This window comes from Cupriavidus sp. H18C1 (assembly GCF_049311595.1).
Taxonomy (GTDB): domain Bacteria; phylum Pseudomonadota; class Gammaproteobacteria; order Burkholderiales; family Burkholderiaceae; genus Cupriavidus; species Cupriavidus cauae.
In genome coordinates, this window is the sequence record NZ_CP186009.1 from 1,526,762 (window position 1) to 1,547,794 (window position 21,033).

Annotated in this window: 11 protein-coding genes and 4 pseudogenes; 4 read left to right on the forward strand and 11 right to left on the reverse strand. The window is 68.0% G+C overall.

The features are described from left to right. Window positions 1-53 precede the first annotated feature (53 nt). The 3 genes and pseudogenes from OJJOAM_RS22780 to OJJOAM_RS22790 all read right to left on the reverse strand — a co-directional run bounded on the left by OJJOAM_RS22780 (window position 54) and on the right by OJJOAM_RS22790 (window position 3,574). Window positions 54-1,938 (reverse strand): annotated as a pseudogene (locus tag OJJOAM_RS22780) (amidohydrolase). A gap of 89 nt (window positions 1,939-2,027) precedes the next feature. Further along, window positions 2,028-2,850: pseudogene (locus tag OJJOAM_RS22785) on the reverse strand (alpha/beta fold hydrolase). A 37-nt stretch (window positions 2,851-2,887) separates the two neighbouring features. After that, the gene (locus OJJOAM_RS22790) at window positions 2,888-3,574 is read right to left on the reverse strand and encodes a hydrolase (protein ID WP_422649941.1); all 687 of its coding nucleotides are present in this window, start codon (window positions 3,572-3,574) and stop codon (window positions 2,888-2,890) included. A 459-nt stretch (window positions 3,575-4,033) separates the two neighbouring features. On the opposite strand from OJJOAM_RS22790, the gene OJJOAM_RS22795 reads away from it, so the two are divergent. The 4 genes from OJJOAM_RS22795 to OJJOAM_RS22810 all read left to right on the forward strand — a co-directional run bounded on the left by OJJOAM_RS22795 (window position 4,034) and on the right by OJJOAM_RS22810 (window position 10,692). After that, window positions 4,034-4,648: a response regulator transcription factor gene (locus tag OJJOAM_RS22795; RefSeq protein WP_422651030.1), complete on the forward strand. Its 615-nt coding sequence runs from the start codon at window positions 4,034-4,036 to the stop codon at window positions 4,646-4,648. A 215-nt stretch (window positions 4,649-4,863) separates the two neighbouring features. Further along, window positions 4,864-5,247, forward strand: a complete 384-nt coding sequence (locus OJJOAM_RS22800; protein WP_422649942.1) for a hypothetical protein — start codon at window positions 4,864-4,866, stop codon at window positions 5,245-5,247. 155 nt (window positions 5,248-5,402) lie between these two features. After that, entirely contained in the window at window positions 5,403-7,172 is a 1,770-nt protein-coding gene (locus OJJOAM_RS22805; protein WP_422649943.1) for a serine/threonine-protein kinase, read from the forward strand. Window positions 7,173-9,468: 2,296 nt separating this feature from the next. After that, window positions 9,469-10,692, forward strand: coding sequence for a sensor histidine kinase (locus OJJOAM_RS22810; protein ID WP_422651031.1), 1,224 nt, complete (start codon window positions 9,469-9,471; stop codon window positions 10,690-10,692). Window positions 10,693-10,811: 119 nt separating this feature from the next. Here OJJOAM_RS22810 and OJJOAM_RS22815 read toward each other — a convergent pair. The 8 genes and pseudogenes from OJJOAM_RS22815 to OJJOAM_RS22850 form a co-directional block, all read right to left on the reverse strand. Further along, a pseudogene (locus tag OJJOAM_RS22815) lies at window positions 10,812-13,119 on the reverse strand (molybdopterin cofactor-binding domain-containing protein). Then, window positions 13,119-13,590: pseudogene (locus tag OJJOAM_RS22820) on the reverse strand ((2Fe-2S)-binding protein). Before OJJOAM_RS22820 ends, OJJOAM_RS22815 begins: the two co-directional pseudogenes overlap by 1 nt. A gap of 213 nt (window positions 13,591-13,803) precedes the next feature. Then, window positions 13,804-14,199 carry a RidA family protein gene (locus tag OJJOAM_RS22825; protein WP_265635408.1) on the reverse strand — a complete coding sequence of 132 codons (396 nt, stop codon included), beginning with the start codon at window positions 14,197-14,199 and terminating at the stop codon, window positions 13,804-13,806. 115 nt (window positions 14,200-14,314) lie between these two features. Further along, a complete protein-coding gene (locus tag OJJOAM_RS22830) occupies window positions 14,315-15,766 on the reverse strand; it encodes an aminotransferase class V-fold PLP-dependent enzyme (RefSeq protein ID WP_422649944.1) in 1,452 nt (483 codons plus the stop codon). Window positions 15,767-16,001: 235 nt separating this feature from the next. Then, entirely contained in the window at window positions 16,002-16,673 is a 672-nt protein-coding gene (locus OJJOAM_RS22835) for a response regulator (protein WP_422649945.1), read from the reverse strand. Further along, complete coding sequence (locus tag OJJOAM_RS22840; RefSeq protein ID WP_422649946.1) at window positions 16,670-18,196, reverse strand: cache domain-containing protein; 1,527 nt, start codon at window positions 18,194-18,196, stop codon at window positions 16,670-16,672. Before OJJOAM_RS22840 ends, OJJOAM_RS22835 begins: the two co-directional genes overlap by 4 nt. A gap of 513 nt (window positions 18,197-18,709) precedes the next feature. Then, window positions 18,710-19,717: a Bug family tripartite tricarboxylate transporter substrate binding protein gene (locus OJJOAM_RS22845; RefSeq protein WP_422649947.1), complete on the reverse strand. Its 1,008-nt coding sequence runs from the start codon at window positions 19,715-19,717 to the stop codon at window positions 18,710-18,712. A 22-nt stretch (window positions 19,718-19,739) separates the two neighbouring features. Beyond that, window positions 19,740-20,921 carry a M20 aminoacylase family protein gene (locus tag OJJOAM_RS22850; protein ID WP_422651032.1) on the reverse strand — a complete coding sequence of 394 codons (1,182 nt, stop codon included), beginning with the start codon at window positions 20,919-20,921 and terminating at the stop codon, window positions 19,740-19,742. Between the last annotated feature and the right edge of the window lie 112 nt (window positions 20,922-21,033).

Consider the following 21,033-nt stretch of genomic DNA (forward strand, 5'->3'; position numbering starts at 1 on the left):
GCAGCTCGGTGTGCACGTCCGCTCGTACGTCAACTCGTACGTCGGCTTGCGCATCAGAATGCCCAGCACGAACAGCCCAGCGCGCCCCAGAACCCGCTTTCGTCGGCGGTCGGCACGTTGGACGTCCATGCCTTCGCATGGGCGTGGCCATGCACGCCGCACGACGAGGCGCAGCCGCAGGCGGTGTTCAGTGCCAGCGTACGGGCCTGCGTGCTGGCCTGCGCCTGCGGACGCGGCTGGTAGCGGCTGCCGTGGCGGGCGGGGGGACCAGTCCGGCATCGGCGGCGGCAGGTCCGGTGCGTGCCGGTCGAACTCGGCGTCGCCGTAGACCACCTTGCCGCCGAGCACGGTCATCACCGAGGTGATGTCCTGAATTTCGTCGCCGGGCACCGCAAAGTAGTCGGCCGACAGCACTGCCAGGTCGGCGAGCTGGCCCACCTGGATCCGGCCCTTCTTGCCGACCTCGGACGAGAACCACGTGTTGGCCTCGGTCCACAGGCGCAGCGCGGTCTCGCGGTCCAGCAGATTGGCCTGCGGGTACATCGCCATGCCGCCCACGGTCTTGCCGGTGGTCAGCCAGTACAGCGATACCCATGGGTTGTACGAGGCGACGCGCGTGGCATCGGTGCCGGCGCCGACCTTGACGCCGCGCTCGAGCATCTTCTTGACCGGCGGCGTGGCTTCGGCCGCTTTCGCGCCATAGCGCTCGACAAAGTATTCGCCCTGGTACGCCATGCGGTGCTGCACGGCGATGCCGCCACCGAGCGCGGCGATGCGGTCGATATTGCGGTCGGAGATGGTCTCGGCGTGGTCGAAGAACCAGTTCAGGCCCTGGAACGGGACGTCGCGCGCCACCTTCTCGTAGACATCGAGCGCGCGCGTGATGGTCTCGTCGTAGGTCGCGTGCAGGCGCCACGGCCAGCGCTTCTCGGCCAGCAGGCGGATCACCGGCTCCAGATCGGCCTCCATCGACGGCGGCATGTCGGGGCGTTCGACGCGGAAGTCCTCGAAGTCCGCCGCGGTGTAGACCAGCATCTCGCCGGCGCCGTTGTGGCGATACAAGTCGTCGCCCTGGCCCGGCCGCACCGACGAAGTCCAGTTCTGGAAGTCGCGCAGCTCTTCCTTGGGCTTCTGCGTGAACAGGTTGTAGGCGAGCCGCACGGTCAGATGGCCCTCGCGGTGCAGCTCCTCGATGATCTGGTAGTCGTCCGGATAGTTCTGATAGCCGCCGCCGGCATCGATCACGCCGGTGACGCCCAGCCGGTTCACCTCTCGCATGAAATGGCGCGTCGAGTTCTTCTGGTACTCGGGCGGCAGCTTGGGGCCCTTGGCCAGCGTCGCGTACAGGATGGTGGCGTTCGGCTTGGCCAGCAGCAGGCCGGTCGGGTTGCCGCTGCCGTCGCGGACGATTTCGCCGCCCGGGGGATTGGGCGTGTCCTTGTTGTAGCCGACGGCGCGCAGCGCGGCGCCGTTCAGCATCGCGCGGTCGTACAGATGGAGGATGAACACCGGCGTGTCCGGTGCCACGGCGTTCAGCTCCTCGACGGTCGGCAGGCGCTTCTCCGCGAACTGGTGCTCGGTGAAGCCGCCCACCACGCGCACCCATTGCGGCGCAGGGGTGCGGTCGACCTGCGCCTTGAGCATGCGCATCGCGTCGGCCAGCGAGCGCACGCCGTCCCAGCGCAGCTCCATGTTGTAGTTCAGGCCGCCGCGAATGATGTGCATATGGCTGTCGATCAGTCCGGGAATGGCCCGCCGGCCATTCAGGTCGATCACGCGGGTGCCCGATGCCGCGAGCTTCATCACGTCCTGGCGCTCGCCCACGGCGATGAAGCGGCCGTCGGCGATGGCCACGGCATCGGCCTGCGGATTGGCGCGATCGAGCGTGGCGAACTTGCCGTTGACGAGAATCAGGTCGGGTGTCGGGTTCGGTGACATGGCGAAGAGCTCCGAAGAGGCGGCCGCGCCGAGCGCGGCCGCCGAGGCAATGAACTGCCGGCGGGTGACTGACATGGGTTCGGCTCGAATCAGGCGTTCAGGAAGACCAGCAGGTCGGCATTGACGTCGTCGGCATGGGTCACGCACATGCCGTGCGACGCGCCCGGGTAGACCTTCAGCGTCGCGTTCGGCGCGATCTCGACGGACAGCCGCGCCGCGTTGTCGATCGGCACGATCTGGTCGTCGTCGCCATGCAGGATCAGCGTCGGCACCGTCATCTTCTTCAGGTCCTCGGTGTAGTCGACCTCCGAGAATTCCTTGATGCAGGCGTACTGGCCAACGATGCCGCCGGCCATGCCCTGCGCCCAGAACGCATCGATGGTGCCCTGCGAGACCTTGGCATTCGGCCGGTTGAAGCCGAAGAACGGCACCGCGAGATCCCGGTAGAACTGCGAGCGGTTGTCGGCGACGCCCTTGCGGATGCCGTCGAACACTTCCAGCGGCAGGCCCTTGGGATAGGCCGCGCTCTTTGCCATGGTCGGCGGCACCGCGCCGATCAGCACCGCCTTGGCGACGCGTTTGGTGCCGTGGCGGCCGATGTAGCGCGCCACTTCCCCCGCCGCCGGTGGAGTGTCCCACCAGCGTCGCGCCCTGGATGTCGAGCGCGTCGAGCAGCGCGGCGAGATCGTCCGCGTAGGTGTCCATGTCGTTGCCGTGGGCCGGCTGGTCCGAGCGGCCGTGGCCGCGCCGGTCGTGTGCGATCACGCGAAAGCCCTGCTGCACCAGGAACAGCATCTGGGGATCCCAGGCGTCGGCGTTCAACGGCCAGCCATGCGAGAAGACGACCGGGCGGCCCGTGCCCCAGTCCTTGTAGAACAGGCGCGTGCCGTCCTTGGTGGTGATGGTGTTCATCGGATCGGTCCTCGAGTGCGTTGGGATGAGCGTGAGATCAGCGTGCCGCGACCGGCGCGATCGACTGGTGCGGCGTAGCGGTGCGCTGCTCGGCCTTGTGCACCATCGTGTAGGCGTAGTCCACGCCCATGCCGTAGGCGCCTGAGTGTTCCTTGACCAGCTTCATCACGGCGTCGTAGGTGTCGCGGTGCGCCCAGTCGCGCTGCCATTCGAGCAGCACCTGCTGCCAGGTCACGGGCACCACGCCGGCCTGAACCATGCGCTGCATCGCGTAGTCGTGGGCGTCCTTGCTGGTGCCGCCCGACGCATCGGCCACCATGTAGATCTCGTAGTCGCCTTCGAGCATGGCGCACAGCGCGAAGGTGGTATTGCAGACCTCGGTCCACAGGCCCGCCACCACGACCTTCTTGCGGCCGTTGGCCTTGAGCGCATCGCGCACCTTCTGGTCGTCCCACGAATTCATCGAGGTGCGCTCGAGCGTCTTCGCGTCGGGAAACACGTCCAGGATCTCGGGGAAGGTGTAGCCCGAGAACGATTCGCTCTCGACCGTGGTGATCGTGGTCGGGATATCGAAGATCTTCGCGGCCTTGGCCAGGCCGACGACGTTGTTCTTCAGCGTCTGGCGGTCGATCGACTGCACGCCGAAGGCCATCTGCGGCTGGTGGTCGATGATGATCAGCTGGCTGTTCTGCGGGGTCAGGACTTCTAGCTTCGGATTGGCCATGAGATGCTCCTTGGAAACGAGGATGGGACAGGGGGGCGGTGGCATTCGCGCTGCGCGAAGCCTGGGGGGGCGGCACCGAACCGGTGCGGGATCGGCCGCACGATCGCGATGCAGCCCGACGGAAGACTAGACGGCGAGGGCGGGTGCCACCATTGGCCCATCGTATTAGTTGCCTGCACGTGGGAATGGGGAAGGCGGGCCGCGTACCGCCGTCAGGCCGGGCATATGGCGTACGACGTTGGTGTAGCTCCCTGGCCGCCGTGTCGTGCCGACTGCGCGGGGCCCAGAGGCACTAACACAAAGGTATGGTGGCCGCGCACAGCCTTGCTGTGCTGAAATCGGCGAAGTGCGGGGCCGGCCGCAGGCTGCCCCTGTTTATAATCGCCTCGACCCGACCTGCAGACTGGAGACTTCAGCGTGACATCCCACAGCGTGGTGGCTGCCAGCGGCAACGAATCGATGGTGTTGATCGTCGACGACGATGCCGGGCTGCGCAGCGCACTGGGCAGCCTGTTCCGCTCGGTCGGCATGCAGGTGGCCCTGTTCGGCTCGGCTGCCGAACTGCTCGACTTCCCGCTCCCCGACATGCCGTGCTGCCTGGTGCTCGATGTCCGCCTGCGCGGCCCCAGCGGCCTGGACCTGCAATCGCGCCTGGTGCAGATGGGCGTTTCCATTCCCATCATCTTCATGACCGGCCATGGCGACATCCCAATGACGGTCGCCGCGATGAAGGCGGGCGCGGTGGACTTCCTGCCCAAGCCGTTTCGCGATCAGGACCTGCTCGACGCCGTCTCCGCCGCACTGGAAAGGGACCGCTCGCGCCGGCAGGGCATGCGCCAGATCGAGGACATGCGCCGCCACTACGCGGCGCTGACCCCGCGCGAGGCCGAGGTCATGGGCATGGCCGTGACCGGCCTGCTGAACAAGCAGATCGCCGCGGAGATCGGCATCAGCGAAGTCACGGTCAAGATCCACCGGGGCCAGGCCATGCGCAAGATGAAGGCGCGGACCTTCGCGGACCTGGTGATGATGGCCCAGCAATTGGGCATCCGGCAGAACCTGCCGACCTGTTGAGGCAGCGGGAGCACCCTTGTGGGCTGGGCGCGCTGTCCCGAAAAGCAGGCGCGACGAGATATCAAAATATTTGAATAACATGGCCAAAGCGTGGCGCTTCCGAGGCGGCCACTGCCCTCTATAGTTCAGCACATGGACGACGCGACAGCGCAACAAGGCAAAGCGCGGCAGCGTCCCGACCGATTCAAATTCGCTGACTAATGAAGGAGAAAGCCATGCCCAAGACCACCGCCCTGAAGATTGCCTCCGCGCTGCTGCTGTCGTTTGCCGGTGCCGGCATCGCGCAGGCCGGCACCGTTCCCGCCGACAAGTACGGCTACGAGTTCCGCACCCCGCAGACCTACACCGACGGCGCCCGCACCTTCGACGTGCATAGCGATGGCGCCCGCGGCTTCGACCCGTACACGCAGGGCGCGCGCCAGGCCGACCCCTATGTCGACGGCGCGCGCAAGGTCGCCGGTCTGGATCGCGTGGGCGTCTCGGCCACGCCGGGTCGTGCCGCCGATGCGTACACCGACGGTGCCCGCGGCTTCGATGCCTTCAGCGAAGGCGCACGCAGCTTCAATCCGCACCTGGACGGCGCACGGGCCCAGGGCTGATCCACGCGGCGCGCCCACGGTGGCGCGCCATACCTGCTGTCTATAATGGCCGCCCACTCGCAGACAACGCACGGGAGACGGACGGTGAGATACGAAGTGCAGGCAGCCGTGGCTGCGGGAGTCGCGCCGATGGACCTGTCCAGCAGCGCCGGGCCATGACTTCGCCAAGCCGTCCCGAACGACATCCGCCCATCGTCTTCGACGCCGCATGGCTCGCCGGCACGACTGCCGACGAGCTGAGCGCGGCGGACGGCGTGGTCAGCGAGCGCTTGTTCGATCCGCAGACCGGCACATACTGGCTGGCCCGCAGCGCCTTGATGGCATCGGCCGGTACGCATCGGCAATTGCAGAACGAACTTCGGCTGGCGCCGCGGCTGCGGCCGTCGTGGGCGATGGTGCCCACGGCCACGATCTGGACCGCCGACCGCATGGTGCTGCTGGCGCCGGCGCAGCCGTCCTCCCGCACCGCCGGCGCGCACACCGGCCCTGGCGTTTCCATCCCGGCCGTTTTCGAGATGGCCATTGCCGCCGCGCGCGCCGTGGCGGCCATGCACGAGCAGGGACTGTTGCATGGCGATCTGCGCCCGCACAATCTGCTGATCGATGACAGCGGCGCGCTGCGGCTGACCGGCTTCGGCCACGCCGTCGGCATCGACGCCGCCCGCCAGTCGATGCCGCAGCCGGGCCCCGCCGCGCTGCCCTATCTGCCGCCCGAAATCGCGCGCGGCGACGTGGCGCGCGTCGGCGTCCGATCCGATCTGTACGCGCTGGGCATCGCCTTGTACGAAATCTTGATCGGCTCGACCCCGTTCCAGGCGAACGCACCGGCCGCATGGCATCACGCGCATCTGGCCATCGAACCGGTGCCGCCGCAGTTCCGCCGCAACGATGTGCCGGGCATGCTGGGCCGTATCGTGCTGACGCTGCTGGCAAAGGATCCGGCCGATCGCTACGCCAGCGCCGCCTCGCTGGTGTCGGATCTGCTGCGGTTGCGCGCCGAATGGGAGTCGGCGGGGCGCATTGCGCCGTTCCGGCCCGACGCCGCGAGTCCGCCTTCGATCCCGCTGCTGTCGGGACAACTGTTCGGCCGCGACAAGGAAATGGCGCTGCTGTCCCAGGCATGGTCGCGCGTCAGGGAGAGCGGCAAATCGGAACTGGTGCTGATCGCCGGTGCGGCGGGCTCGGGCAAATCGGCGCTGGTCGACTGGCTTGGCCGCGAAACGGGCCTCGATGCGATCCACTTTGCCACCGGCAAGAGCGATCAGCTGCAGCGCGACATTCCGTATTCGCCGGTGGTGCAGGCGGTGCGCGCCTTGACGATGGCCCTGCTGGGCGAGGACGAGGCCGCGCTGGTTGCGGTGCGCGAGCGCTGGCTGGCGGGGCTGGCGGGCCAGGGCAGGGCCGTCGCGGAGCTGGTGCCCGAGGTCGAGCACGTGATCGGCGCCACCGCACCGCTGTCCGACGTGCCGGCCGCATCGGCCCGGGCACGCGGGGATACCGCCATGCTGCGCACCTTCGCGGCCTTTGGCGAGACCGGCAAGCCGCTGGTGCTGTTCATCGACGATCTGCAATGGGCCGACGCTTCCACTGTCGGCCTGTTGGAAGCCTTCACCGCGCAGCCGCCCGACAATGTGCTGCTGATCGGCGCCTATCGCGAGGGGGAGCCATGGGCGCGAGCCGGAGGCTGGCGCCATCCAGCGGCTCGCCGGCTTGCTGCAGGCCGCAGGGCCCGGCGCGGCCGCCCCCGCGGTGGCGGTCAACCGCATCGCGATCAAGCCGCTGCCGTTCGCCGATCTGACCGAACTGGTGGCGGCCGCGCTGGACGAGCCGCCGGCACGCGTGGCCGAGCTCGCGCGCGCCGTGCGGGCCAAGACCGGCGGCAATCCGTTCTTCACCTACCAGCTGCTGCGCACGCTGATCGATGAAGGCGTGCTCGCCTACAGCCACGAGACGTCCCGGTGGGGCTGGAGCGAAGCCGATCTCGTGCGCCTGCGCTATACCGACAGCGTGATCGATCTGATGATCCGCCGCTTTGCGCGGCTGCCGACCGCCGGCACGCTGCTGCTTCAGCAACTGGCCTGCGTCGGCATCCGGTGCGGCGAGGGCTTGCTGGCGCGCATTGCCGGCATCTGTCCCCTGCAGGTCGGCCAGCGGCTGCGCCCCTTCGTCGAGGCCGGGCTGCTGAACCGGCTGCCCGAGGGGTATGCCTTCCAGCACGACCGCGTGCTCGAGTCCGCGTACACGATGATCGCGCCGGACCAGCGGCCGGGGATGCATGCCCACATCGCGGCCTGCATGATCGACCACTGGCAGGAAGAACTGCCGGACTACGCCTTCGAGATCTGCAACCAGATCGAACGCGCGGCCGATCATCCGCTGGCCGAGCAGGAGCGCGCCGCGTTCGTCCATGTCGCGATCGTCGCCGGCCGGCGCGCCAAGAGTGCGGCGGCCATCGAGCAGGCCACCCGCTATACCGATGCGGCGTTCAGGCTGATGCCGGCGTCGTGGTGGAGCGGGGACGACCGCTCGCATGTTATCCCCCCGGACCGCTTGCATGACGGCTCCGACGAGCGCTCGCCTTACGCGCTCGCCTACGCGGCCAGCGTGCTGCGCTGCGAATGCCTGCTGGCGCAGGCCGACCTCGACAGCGCGCGCCGGGAAATCGATGCGCTGCTGATGCGCGAGCTGCGGCCGATCGACAGGGCCGCCGTGCATCGGCTCGAGGCCATCCTGCTGACGGTGCGCTGCGATTACGAAGGGGCGATCAACGCCGCGCTGTCCGGCCTTGCGCTGCTCGGCGTCCGGCTGCAGCGCGATCCGGCCCGCATGCACCACCGCGAGGCCTATGCGGCGGTCCGTGCCGCGCTGGGCGGTCGCGCGATCGCCGATCTGGGCGCCTTGCCCACCACCGACGATCCGCGTATCCGCACGGCGATGGGCCTGCTGTCGACGCTGATCTCGTCGATGTTCGTGTCGGATGGCATCAGCTTCCTGCACGCCGCCAAGATGGTCGAACTGACGCTGGAGTACGGCGCCACGCCGGAATCGGCGTACGGCCTGTCGTGGTTCGGCGTCTTCGTCGCCAGCCTCTACGACGAATACGAGGACGGGCTCGCCTACGGCCTTGCCGCGCTCGCGCTGATCGACCGCCATGGCTACGAGGCCGAGCGCATCGCCACGCTGGTCGCGCTGGACCAGGTCAGCGCATGGACCCGGCCGCTCGCCTACGCGCTGGAGCAGGCGCAGCGCGCCGTCGCGCTCGGACGCGCATCCGGCGACATCGGCATGGCCTGCTATGCCTGCAACCACATCGCCTCCGACCTGCTGGCCATGGGCGAGCATCTGCGGCTGGTCAAGGAGGAGATCGAGCGTGGGGTCGAGCTGACACGGCTGGTCCAGTACCGCGACATCGAGCTGATCCTCCATGCGCAAGGCCATTTTGCGCAACGCCTTTGCGCGGGCGACGAGGCCATGGCGCACGACGGGCCGGTGCCGGCCGAGCAGACCAGCGTCACGGAGCGGCTGCGCCTGAGCAACTCGCTGCCCACCCGATTCTGGGTCTGGCTGTACGACGGCATGGCGGCGGCCTATCTGCAGGACTGGGAACACGCGAGCCGCAGCCTGTCGCAGGCCGAGGCGCTGATCTGGTCGGCCCCGGCGCATATCAACGTGGCGGACTGCCGCCTGTATCTGGCGCTCGCGCATGCCCGTGGCCCGGCGGCCGCGCGGAATCGCGACGACGCCATCGCCGCGGTGGAGGACCATCGCGAGCGCTTTGCGCGATGGACGTCGCTCAATGCCCTGACGTTCCAGAGCAAGCTGTCGCTGCTCGACGGCGAGATTGCGCGGTTGCGCGGCGATCCGCTGGCCGCCCTGGTCTGCTACGAGCGCGCCGCCAACGCCGCGGAGGCCGCCGGCTTCGTGCATGAGCAGGCGCTGGCGAACGAACTGGCCGCGATGCTGTGCGAGGCCCACGGTCTGCACGTGGCGGCGCGCCAGCATTACCGCGGCGCGCAGGCCTGCTACCGGCGCTGGGGCGCCGACCACAAGGCCGCACTTGTGGCGGCGGGCTATCCGGATCTCGACGCGAGGCCAGATGGCAAGCCGAGCGCCGCGGCGCCGTCCGGACCGGCGTTGCCGGCGCCGGCGCGCTCGCTCGGCCGCGAGGCCGCGCAGGCAATGTCGGGCGAAGTCGTGATGGACCGGCTGATCGAGACGTTGATGACCAATGTGGTGGTCCATGCCGGCGCCCAGTACGGCGTGCTGCTGATGATGCATGGCGAGCGTCCGATGATCGAGGCATCCGGACGCGTCGCCGGCGGACGCGTCTCGGTGACGCTCGGCACGGTATCGCCGACTCAGTGGGCGCTGCCTCTGACCGTGCTCAATACCGTGCTGAGAACACAGCGGACGCTGGCGCTGGCCGACGCGGCCGTCGAGGCGCCGTCGATCCGCGAGCGCGCCGGCACCGTCGGCCCGCTGCGGTCGGTGCTGTGCGTGCCGCTGATCCGCGGCGGCAGCCTGATCGGCGCCTTCTATCTGGAGAACAATCTGGCCTCCGGCGTGTTCGACGCCGAGCGCGTCGCCGAGCTGGAAGTGCTGGCGCCGCAGGTCGCCATTTCGCTGGAGACGGCGCGGCTCTACGAGCAGCTGATCGACGAGAATACGCGCCGGCTCACCGCCGAGATGAACCTGCGCACGGCGCGCGCGGAACTGGCGCGCACCTCGCATCTGACGGTGATGGGCAGCCTGGCCGCGTCCATCGCGCACGAGGTCAACCAGCCGCTGACCGCGATCGTGGCGTCGGTCGATGCCAGCCTGCGCTGGCTGAACCGTGCCACGCCGGAACTGGGCGAGGTGGCGGAAGGGCTCAGGCACATCAAGCAGAACGGGCTGCGCGCCGCCGACATCATCCGCGCGCTGCGGTCGCTGGCGAAGCAGGCGCCCGCGGTGCTGGCCGAGCTGCAGCCGGACGAGGTGGTACGCGAAGTGCTGGAGATGGTGCGCATGGAATTCGACGAACACGATGTCCGCGTCACCGTACGGCTCGAGGCGGGCACGGCAACCGTGGAAGGCGACCGGGTGCAGTTGCAGCAGGTCGTGCTGAACCTGATCACCAATGCGCTCGACGCGATGGCCGACACGCCGGCCGAAAGACGCGAGCTGATCGTGACGTCGTGGCGAGAGCCGGCAGAGGTGGTGGTCAGCGTACGGGACCGCGGTGAGGGCGTCGCCGCGGATGCCGCCGAACGGATCTTCGATCCCTTCTTCACCACCAAGGCGAGCGGCATGGGCATGGGCCTGGCGATCTGCCGCTCGATCGTCGAGGCGCACGGCGGTACGCTGCAGGCGCGCCGGCCGGAGCAGGGCGGCAGCGAGTTCGTGTTCCGGCTGCCGCTGACGGCAACCCCGCGACGCGACCGCAACGAGATGGCGGTGAGGTAGCGGCTGCCAGGTAGCGGCGAGGCAGCGGCAGGTTAGCGGGTAGAACGGGGCGCCCGCGCAGGTCGGCGTGACCTGCGCGCGGGGCGATCGGGACGGCGATCGAGCGGGAAGCGCAGTGCTTACGCGACCGTGCGGACGGGCAGGCTGCGGATGCGTTTACCGGTGGCCGCGAAGATCGCGTTGCACAGCGCGGGCGCCACGGGCGGCACCGGCGGCTCGCCGACGCCGCCGGGCGGCGTGTCGTGGCTGCCGTTGACCAGGTGGGTGCGGATCACGCGAGGCGAGGCGTGGTGGCGCAGCACCTCGTAGTCGTGGAAATTGCTCTGCTTCACGCGTCCCTTCTCGAAGCTGATCTCGCTGGTCAGCGCCAGGCTCAGGCCCATGATGGCGCCGCCCTCCATCTGCGCGCGGATGCGCTCCGGGTTGATCTGCGGCCCGCAGTCCATCGCCATGTCGACGGCGACGACCTGCACCTCGCCCTTGTCGTTGACGGCGACCTCGACCACCGTGGCCGTGTAGCTCATGAAGCTGTAGCAGAAGGCCAGGCCCAGGCCATGCCCGCGCGGCAGCTTGCGGCCCCAGCGCGCGCCGCGCGCGGCGGCCTCGATCACGTCGTGCAGCCGGCCGGTGTCGTAGGGATAGCGCTCCGGCGATTCGGTGTAGTTCCAGGTGTCCGCCATCGTGCGCGGATCGATCTTGCGTGCCGGGCCGATCAAGTCCAGCGCGAACTGCTTGTGGTCCTTGCCGGCGCGATGCGCCAGCTCGGCAATGAAGCACTGTGCGGCGAAGGCATGCGGAATATTGGCGACCGAGCGGAACCAGCCGATGCGGGCGTGGGCTTCGACCTCGGCGGTCTCGACCCGGACGTTCGGAATCCGGTACGGCATGTTGATGGCCGACATGCCCGATTCGAACAGCTGCTGGCCCTTGGCGCCCTGCGTAAACAGCGAGCCGATGGTCGGCGCGGCGCTGCGGTGCAGCCACGTCTGCGGCCTGCCGTCGTTGCCGACCACGGCTTCGAGCCGCTCCATCGACACCGTATGCAGGTAGTCGTGATGGATGTCGTCCTCGCGCGTCCATACCAGCTTGACCGGCGTACCGGGCATGGCCTGCGCCACGATCGCGGCCTCGTCGACGAAGTCCGGCTTGGACTTGCGGCCGAAGCCGCCGCCCAGCAGCAGCACGTTCACGCGCACGTCCTTGGGCTCGAGCTTGAGCCGCTTGGCCACGGCGGTCTGCGCGGCAACCGGATTCTGGATCGACGTCCATACCTCGGCGGACTTGCCGCTGACGCGCACGGTGGCAACCGGCGGCTCCATCGAGGCGTGCGCCAGATGCGGGACGTAGTACTCGGCGGCGTAGCGCTGCGCCTCCGCGCTGTTGTTCCACGCGGCCGGCGCATCGCCCTCGTTGCGCACCACCTTGCCCGGTTTCCGGGCGGCGGCCTCGAGCGTGCCGCGATACGCGGCGGAGTCGTAGCCGGCGTTGGGCCCATCGTCCCAGTCGATCTCGAGCGCCGCACGGCCCTGCATCGCGGCCCAGGTATTGCGCGCCACCACGGCGACGCCGCCCAGCGGCTGGAAGGCCGGCGCGCCGCTGAACGGCGGGATTTCCACGACCTTGAGCACGCCGGGGACGGCCAGCGCCTTCTCGGCGCGGACGGCGCGCGCCTTGCCGCCGACCACCGGCGGCCGCGCGACCACGGCATAGACCATACCCGGCAGGCGCACGTCCATGCCATAGGTGGCCTGGCCCTTGCCGATCGCGTCCAGATCGACCATCCGCACGCGGTCCTTGCCGATGTAGCGGAACTGGTCGGGCGTCTTCAGCTTGAGCGTGCCGTCGGCGGGGGACCGGCTGCCTGGCGGCGTCGGCAGCGAGTTCGCCATAGGGCAGGCGCCGGCCCGTCGGCAGGTGCACCACCTCGTGCCGTTGCGCGCGGACCTCGCCCACCGGCACGGCCCAGCGCGCGGCGGCCGCGGCCTCCAGCATCTGCCTTGCCGCCGCACCGACGCGCCGCATCGGCATCAGGAAATGCCGCACGCTGCGGGACCCGTCGACGTTCTGATTGCCGTAGCGCGTCTCGTTGGCCTCGGCCTGGACCACCTTGACGCGGTCCCAGTTCGCCTCCATCTCGTCGGCGACGACCATCGGCAGGCTGGTACGCACGCCGGTACCCATCTCGGCGCGGTGCGCGACGATGGTCACCGTGCCGTCCGCGCCGATCGAGACGAACACCAGCGGGTCGGACACCGTGCCGCCGGGCATCGAATCGGCGCCATATTTCTTCGGCGCGTCGTCGTCCGCGTGCGCCAAGCCAATGACGCCGTTGGCGCCGACCGCCAGCGACAGCGTGCCGAGCAGCGTTCCCTGCAGGAAGCCGCGGCGAGAGAGGTCCGGTGCCTGGATCGAGTCGTCGTTGCGCATCACTTGCCTCCCTTGGCCAGGTCGCCGGCCGCCTGCTTGATGGCGGCGCGGATTCGCGGATAGGTGCCGCAGCGGCAGATATTGCCGCTCATCGCTTCGTCGATCTGGCGCTCGTTGGGGGGCTGGCGTGGCCTTCAGCAGGCTGACCGCGGACATGATCTGCCCGGCCTGGCAGTAACCACACTGCGCGACGTTGTTCTCGACCCAGGCCTTCTGCACCGCCCGGCCGACGCGATCGGCCTCCACGCCCTCGATGGTCGTGATGGCGTGCCCGTCCGCCGCGGAGACCGCGGTGATGCAGGCGCGGATCGGCGAGCCGTCCATATGCACCGTGCAGGCGCCGCACAGTGCCATGCCGCAGCCGAACTTGGTGCCGGTCATGCCCAGCTCATCGCGCAACACCCACAGCAGTGGGGTGTCGCCCGGGACGTCGACTTCCTTGATCTGACCGTTCAATTGGAGGCGTGCCATGGGGGAATGGGGGAGTAGGGGGGAGTAGGGGAGTATGGTGTCGAGGGGCCTTTATTCAGCGGCCCGGATCCGCAGCCGGGCGGCGCGTCAGCGCAATGATATTCGGTTATTGGAATCAGATCATTACGCGAACCAAAACGGGGCGGGGCGCGACTCGCGCCCCGCCCCGCCCCGCCCCGTCCCGCCGAGATGCCCTACATCAATGCAACCGGCTCAAGGCTTGACTGCAATCGCCCCGATCTCGACCGCCACATCGCGCGGCAGCCTTGCCACCTGCACCGTCGCGCGCGCCGGCGTGACGCCGGTGAAGTAGGTCCCGTAGACCTCGTTCATCTTGGCGAAGTCGTTCAGGTCCTTCATGTAGACCGTGGTGGAGACCACGTTGGCCATCGTCATCCCGTCGGCGGCCAGCACCGCCTTCAGGTTGTCGAGCACCAGCCGGGTCTGCGCCTCGATCGGCGCGTCCTTCAGCAACTCTCCGGTCTTCGGATGGATCGGGATCTGCCCGGCGAGGTACAGCACATTGCCGGCGCGGACCGCCTGCGAATAAGGTCCGATGGCCTTGGGCGCATCGGGCGACGAGACGGCACGCAGTGCGCCGCCTTGCATGGCGCCGCCATGCTGGGCGCAGGCGGACAGCGATGCCACGCCGCAAACCGCGGCGGCAATCAAAGCGATCGATCGTTTCATGGGCTGACTCTTGTTGGAATTGGATTAGGGTCGGTTACGCCATGGCGCCGGACAGATTCCACATCGATTCCACCAGCCGGTCGATGTCGTTGGCGTCGTGCCACAGGTGCGTCGAGATGCGGATGCCGTAGTGCTGGGCGGGCGCGCCGATGACCTCGAAATTGACCGAGCGGATCACGAAGCCAGGCGAGAAGTCGCTCAGCATGCGGTTCACAAAGGTCGTGGCCTTCTGCTGGTTCATCGCATCGTCGCGGTTGCGGAACGGGTTGAAGCAGGTCAGCGCCGAGACCAGCTTCGGATCGTCCTTCGGCGAGTACAGCGAATCGATGCCCCAGCGCTCGACGATCTTCTCCTTCAGATAGGCCGACAGCGTCAGGTCGTAGGTCTCGATCTTCTTCCGGCCGATCGAGTCCCACATTTCGCAGGCGCGGGCGAGCGACCGGAACATCGGCACGTGCAGGCTGCCGCAGGACGTCACCGTGGCCGCGATGTCGTAGGCACCGCGCGGCTGGTTCCGGGAGTAGGAGCTGGTATGGATCGGGAACCAGTCGGGCAGCGGCAGCGGGTTCGATGCGCGCATCTTGTTGCGGATGACCAGGATGCCGGTCGAGCCGGGACCGCACTGCCACTTGTGGCCGGCGCCGGACATGAAGTCCATGCCGAGGGCGCCGTAGTCGTACGCCATCATGCCGGGCAGGTGCGCGCCGTCGACAATGCTGATCAGGCCGTGGGCCTTGACCACTTCCATCAGATCGGCGATCGGCAGCATGGTGCCGGTCTTGTAGGTGGGCGAGGACCACATCATCGCGCGCACCCGCTTGCCCTGGCCCTTCAGGGCGCGGATCCGTTCGTCGAACAACTGCACATAGGTGCTGGCGCTCTGGCGATTGCCCGTCGGCAGCGCGATCATCGATACCTCGATGCCGTAGCGGTCCACCGCGATATTGAGCGGGGTCAGGCCTCCGCCGTGCTCGTGGTTGGTGGTCACCACCACATCGCCCGGTTCCCACTTGATGCCCAGGATCGCATGGCACATGCCCGACGAGGTATTGGCCGAGAAGGCCAGCTCGTCGCGATCGACGCCGAAGCCCTTGGCCACGGCCTCGCGCAGGTCGGCGAGGTTGCCATAGCCGCTGGCCGAGTCGGCCGCCTTGGCGAAGTTCTCCTGCTGGAAGGTATCGAGCACGACCTGCGGCATCGAGCCGCCGGTGCCGATGTTCATGTAGACCTTCTCGGGCTTGAGCACGAACATGCCCTGAACCTGCGCCCAGAAGGCTTCGTCCTGCGTCAGCTGCGAGCGCAGGTCCGAGGCCTGCGCCGACGCATCGTTCGAACATGCGCTGACGAGCGGTCCCAGGGCCAGCGAGCCGGCGCCGTACGCCAGCATGCGCAGGAACTCGCGCCGCTTCGGCGTCCATGTCGACAAGTCCTCCACCTGCGGTTGCGTCGCGACAGCGCGTCTCTGCGTTTGCTTCAACTCGTCCATGGTGCTCTCCCGTTTTGGTCCAACGATCGGCGCATCGGCGCATTCGCGTGTTCGAACGCATGGCGCCTGTCCTGAAAAAGTCTACGCAAACTGCGGTCCGCGCATCAGGACGACTTTCCCCTACGCAGTAATACCGAGAGCGGGTTTTTTGGGCATGCACAAGGGCGATGCGCAAGCGTTCTTGCGCAGTGCAAACGGCACCATCGTGGGGATGGCGCCGCAAGAGGGAACATCATCAGCAGTCCGCCGCTAATGCCTCGTCGGCCAATCCGATCGCGTGCAGATCGGAGAAATGCACCGCGTATTTGACGAGCTCGGCGCGCCCGCCGACTTGCAGCTTGCGGCGGACGTGCAGACGATGCGTCTCGACCGTTCGCACCGAGGTGCCGAGCCGCTCGGCGATCTCCTTGTTGGAGTAGCCCTCGGCCACCAGCTTCAGCACCGTGGCCTCCTTGGGCGTCAGCGTCCGGCGCGATGAGGCGGGTGGTTCGTCGGTCTGCAGGAAGGCCTGCAATTCGGTATTGAGATAGGTACCGCCCGCGGCGACCGTGCGGATCGCGGTCACCAGCTCGTGCGCTGGCGCCTCCTTCAGGACATAGGCGGCGACGCCGAGCGCAAAGGCGCGGCGCACGTATTCCGGATCCTTGTGCATCGACAGCGCGACGACCCGGATCGACGGAAACCGCTCGGCGAATCGCGTCGCGAGCTGCAGGCCGTTGGCATCGGGCATGTGAATGTCCGAGACGACCAGGTCGGGACGGCGCTGCTCGGCCAGGACGACGGCGTCCTCCACATTGGACGCCTCGCCGACCACCGTCATTTCTCCGGTCGCCTCCAGGCGAAGGCGGACGCCATCCAGCACAAAGGGATGGTCATCGACGAGCAGCACACGCAGGTTCGAGGTCATGCAGCAGGGGCTCCTTGCAGGGGAACGGTGGCCGGAACGTCAGGCTGGATCTCGGGCCGGCTGTCCGGGCGGCTGTCGGCGCGGCTGTCGGCACGGACGTCAGGCCCGGGCTCGGGCGCGCGCAGCGCCAGCCGTACCTCGACGCGCGTGCCGTCCGGTCCGGTATGGATCGCGAAGTCGCTGCCCTCCAGGCTTTCGATGCGTTCGCGCATATTGCGCAGGCCGATGCCGCCCTTGCGGTCGGCCCGCACCTTCTTCAGATCGAAGCCACGGCCGTTGTCCTCGATCGCCAGCACGAGATGGCGCTCGGTGCCGGTCAGCGCGATCTGGACCCAGCCGGCGTGGGCGTGGGAGAGGGCGTTGTTCAGCGCTTCCTGTGCGACGCGGAACAGCGCCGTGGCCTGGGCCTCGGACAGCGCCGGTATCGCGCCCTGCTCGGTGAAGCGCAGATCGACCGGGCACTGCGGCCGCAATTGTTCGACCAGCATGCGCAGCGCGGCGGCCAGGCCCAGGTCGCTCAGCAGGGCCGGGTGCAGGCCATGCGAAACGCGGCGGATCTCGATCAGCGCCTCCTGCAGGCGGCCCAGCCCCTGCGCCAGCAGTTCCTGCGGGGCGTGGCGGGGCGCTCGCGGCGGGGCGTCTTTCCGCCCCTGTATGGGTCCTGTTTGCTGTTCCTGTTCCAGATGGACCTGCGCCGTCTCCAGCAGGTACTTGGACGACACCAGCACCTGCACCACGCCGTCATGCAGCTCGCGCGCGACGCGGGCGCGCTCCTCTTCCTGCGAGCTGACCACGCGCCGCGCCAGGCGGCGCAGCTTCTCGCCCGAGATCCGCGAGTTGTGCAGGTTCAAGGCGAGGCCGCCCAGGCTGATCAGCATGATCGACCCGAGTGCGAAGGCGCTGATCCGGATCTGCGTATCGCGCAGCGTGCGGGCGGCATTGGCATCGAAGGCCGCCAATTCCCGCTCGATGTCGTCCATGTAGAGGCCGGCGCCGAGAATCCATCCCCATTGGTCGGCGGCCCGCACATAGGACATCTTGGGCGCTTCGGTGCGGGAGGAGGGCTTGATCCAGTTGTATCGAACAATACCGCCGCCGGAACGGGCCTTGTTGATCAGCAACATGGCCTGGTCGCTGCCGGCATCGGCGGGATCGCAGAAATCGACGCCATCGATGCCCATGCTGCCCGGGTTCAGCAGCACATTGCCGAGGCGGTCGTAGACGAAGAAGTAGCCGTCGTTGCCGAAGTGCATGCGCGACAGCGCGGCGAGCGCCTGCTGCTGCAGGTCCGCCTCCTCGCCGCTGCCATGGGCGATGCGCACCAGCGTGGCATGCCCGAGCTCGACGTAGTGGCGCAGCTCCTTTTCCTTGCTGGCCACGTAGACGGCCTGTACCTGCTGACGGTCCTGCCGCGAATGGCTGACCATCTGGTACGAGACCGCCCAGGTTACCAATACGAAGACCACCAGCATGAAGGCCGCGGACAGCGCGACCGTTCTCATGCGGATCGTCAGGCTTTGCACACGTGGGGGCAAATGGATCATCGAGGGGGGCGCCCAAGAGCCGGTCGTATTCGGGTTCGGCAAGCCGATGGGATGGCCGCCGACGAAACACCGAAGCGGCGCCGCGCGATAGGCCGACGCCGCCGAACAAATCGATTCCTCCCAGTTCGATTTATCGAATCAGCCCGCTGCGCGAGTTCGTGGTCCGCGCTTTGTCAGGCTGATTCTCGACCCCTCGTGCCATCGACGAACAAGGACTGTTCGGTCGATAAGCATGACGAAAGCTATGACGTTTTTTAACAAATTGCAAGGAACGGGCCAACACGTGGCAGACCGTGCTGCGCAAGCGATGCGCGGCCCGAAAAGCGGAGCGCATGGATCCGAAAAGTCAATGCGGGTCGCCACGAAGAACAATGCAGACATGCGGGCGCTAACGCAGCAAAACGCAGCAGGCCCCGGCAAAGGCAATCGCCGCGTCGGCTTCGGCGCCGCTGCCGCACTGCACGAATACGCGAGGCAGCGGGCCGTCGTGCCTTACGCCCCGTTGGTCTTGCGCCCCACGCTGCGAACCAGCTGCGTGACCCGCGTCATGTAGCGGTCGAAGACCTGGTTGGCCTGGGCCTGGCTGTCGATGGGTTGCGCGACGTTGCGGCCCTCGGCCTCGAGCCGGGCGCGGACGTCCGGCTTGGCCAGCGCTTCGCCGATCGCCTTGCGCAGTACCGCCACACGGTTCTCCGGCGTGCCGGCCCTGACGAAATACCCGCCGCTGATCGTGTACTCGAAGTCGGGCACCAGGCGGCTCTGCGAGATCAAGGGAATGTGCTTGAGTGCCGGGGGCAGGGCCTTCGAGAAGCTGGTCAGGATGCGCAGCCGCCCCTGCTGCTGCATGGCGTCGAAGCTGGACTGGTAGGGCAGGATGGCGAAGTCCACCTCGCCGCCCGCGAGGCCCTGCAGCGCGGGCGCGCCGCCCTTGTATGGCACATGCAGGAAGGTGGTGCCGAGCCTGGCGGCCAGCGCGTCGCCCATCAGGTGGTAGATCGAATCGATGCCGACGGTGGCATAGGTCAGCGGCTTGCCCTTGCCCTGCTTGGCGTCCTCGAGAAATCGGTCGAAGGTCTCCGCCGACAGCCCGCTGCGCACCATCAGCACGATGGTGGCGTCGCTGATCGGCGCGGCCAGCATGAAGTCCTGCGGCTTGTAGCGCGCGGCCGGATTGAGCATCGGCGCCAGAAAGACCTCGTTGATCGAGCCGTGGAAGAAGGTGTAGCCGTCGGCGGGCGCGCTCAGCACCTTGTTGGCGCCGATCACGCCGGTACCGCCGCCGTAGTTCTCGACCACGACCTGCTGCTTGACCGTCTTGCCGATCGATTCCCCGAAGATGCGGGCGGAGGCGTCGCTGGCACCTCCGGCCGGGTAGGGCACCACCAGCGCCAGCGGCTTGACGGGAAAGCTGTCCGCGCGGGCGGGCAGCGCGCCCAGCAGCGAGGTCCCGGCGACAGAGCCGGCATATTGCAGGAAACGGCGGCGATTCAGAGATGGCATCGATGTCCCCGGGGATCGGTTGTCAAACCAGATAGCTTTGTGCCAGGTGCGCCCAGAACGCGGCGCCGACCGGCAGAGCCTTGTCGTTGAAGTCGTACAGCGGGTTGTGGACCATGCAGCCGCCGTCCTCGCCCAGGCCGTTGCCGAGCCGGACATAGGCGCCGGGCCGGTGCTCCAGCATGTAGGCGAAGTCCTCGCTGCCCATTACCGGCGGCCGCTCGACCACGTTGTCCGCGCCGAGCAGGCGGATCGCGGCCTGCCGTGCAAATTCGGTCTGCGCGGCGTGGTTGACCAGCACCGGGTACTTGCGCTCGTAGACCACCTCGCTCTGCAGCCGGAAGCTCTGCGCCTGTGCGGCCACGAAGCCGCGGATGCGTTCCTCGACGAGGTCGCGCACCTTCGGGTCGAGCGTGCGCACGCCGATCTTGATCGTCGCGGTCTCCGGCACAACGTTGTAGGTGCTGCCGGCCTGGATGGAGCCCACGGTGATGACGGCGGACTTCAGCGCATCGATCTCCCGGCTGACGATCGATTGCAGCCCGAGCACGATGCTGGCGGCGCATTGCATCGCGTCGATGCCGTGATGCGGCATGGCCCCGTGCGCGCCGCGGCCGCGCAGCGTGACCGTGGCGCGGTCGAACGAGGCCATGGCCGGTCCGGTGATGAACCCGATCTGCCCGACCGGCAGGCCGGGCGAGTTGTGCAGTGCATAGATTTCGTCGCAGGGAAACCGGTCGAACAGCCCTTCCTCGACCATGCGCAGCGCGCCGCCTTCGTTCTCCTCCGCCGGCTGGAAGATCAGGTTCAGCGTGCCATTGAAATCCACCGACTCGGCGAGATACCGGGCCGCGCACAACAGGATCGCGGTGTGCCCGTCATGGCCGCAGGCGTGCATCTTGCCGGCGACGGTGCTGGCATAGGGCAGGCCGGTCCTTTCCTGGATCGGCAACGCGTCCATGTCCGCGCGGATACCGAGGGACTTCGCTCCGCGCCCCTTGGTCAGCTGCCCGACCACGCCGGTGGTGCCCAGCCCGCGATGCACCTCGTAGCCCCACGCCGCGAGCTGCTGCGCGACCAGTTCGCTGGTCTGGCGCTCCTCGAAGGCCAGTTCGGGGTGGGCGTGGATGCGCCGGCGGATCTCGACGAATTCCGCGGACAGCGTGGCGATCGATTGCCGCAGGTCGGCAAGGTGGGAGGTGGGCATGGCGGTCAGCGAGCGAATGGTGCGCACCATTCTGCTTCCATGGACCGCCCCGCATCCATGACAATGATGGACGTAAATCGTTGTATAAATAGCAACATTAAAAAACTCGCGC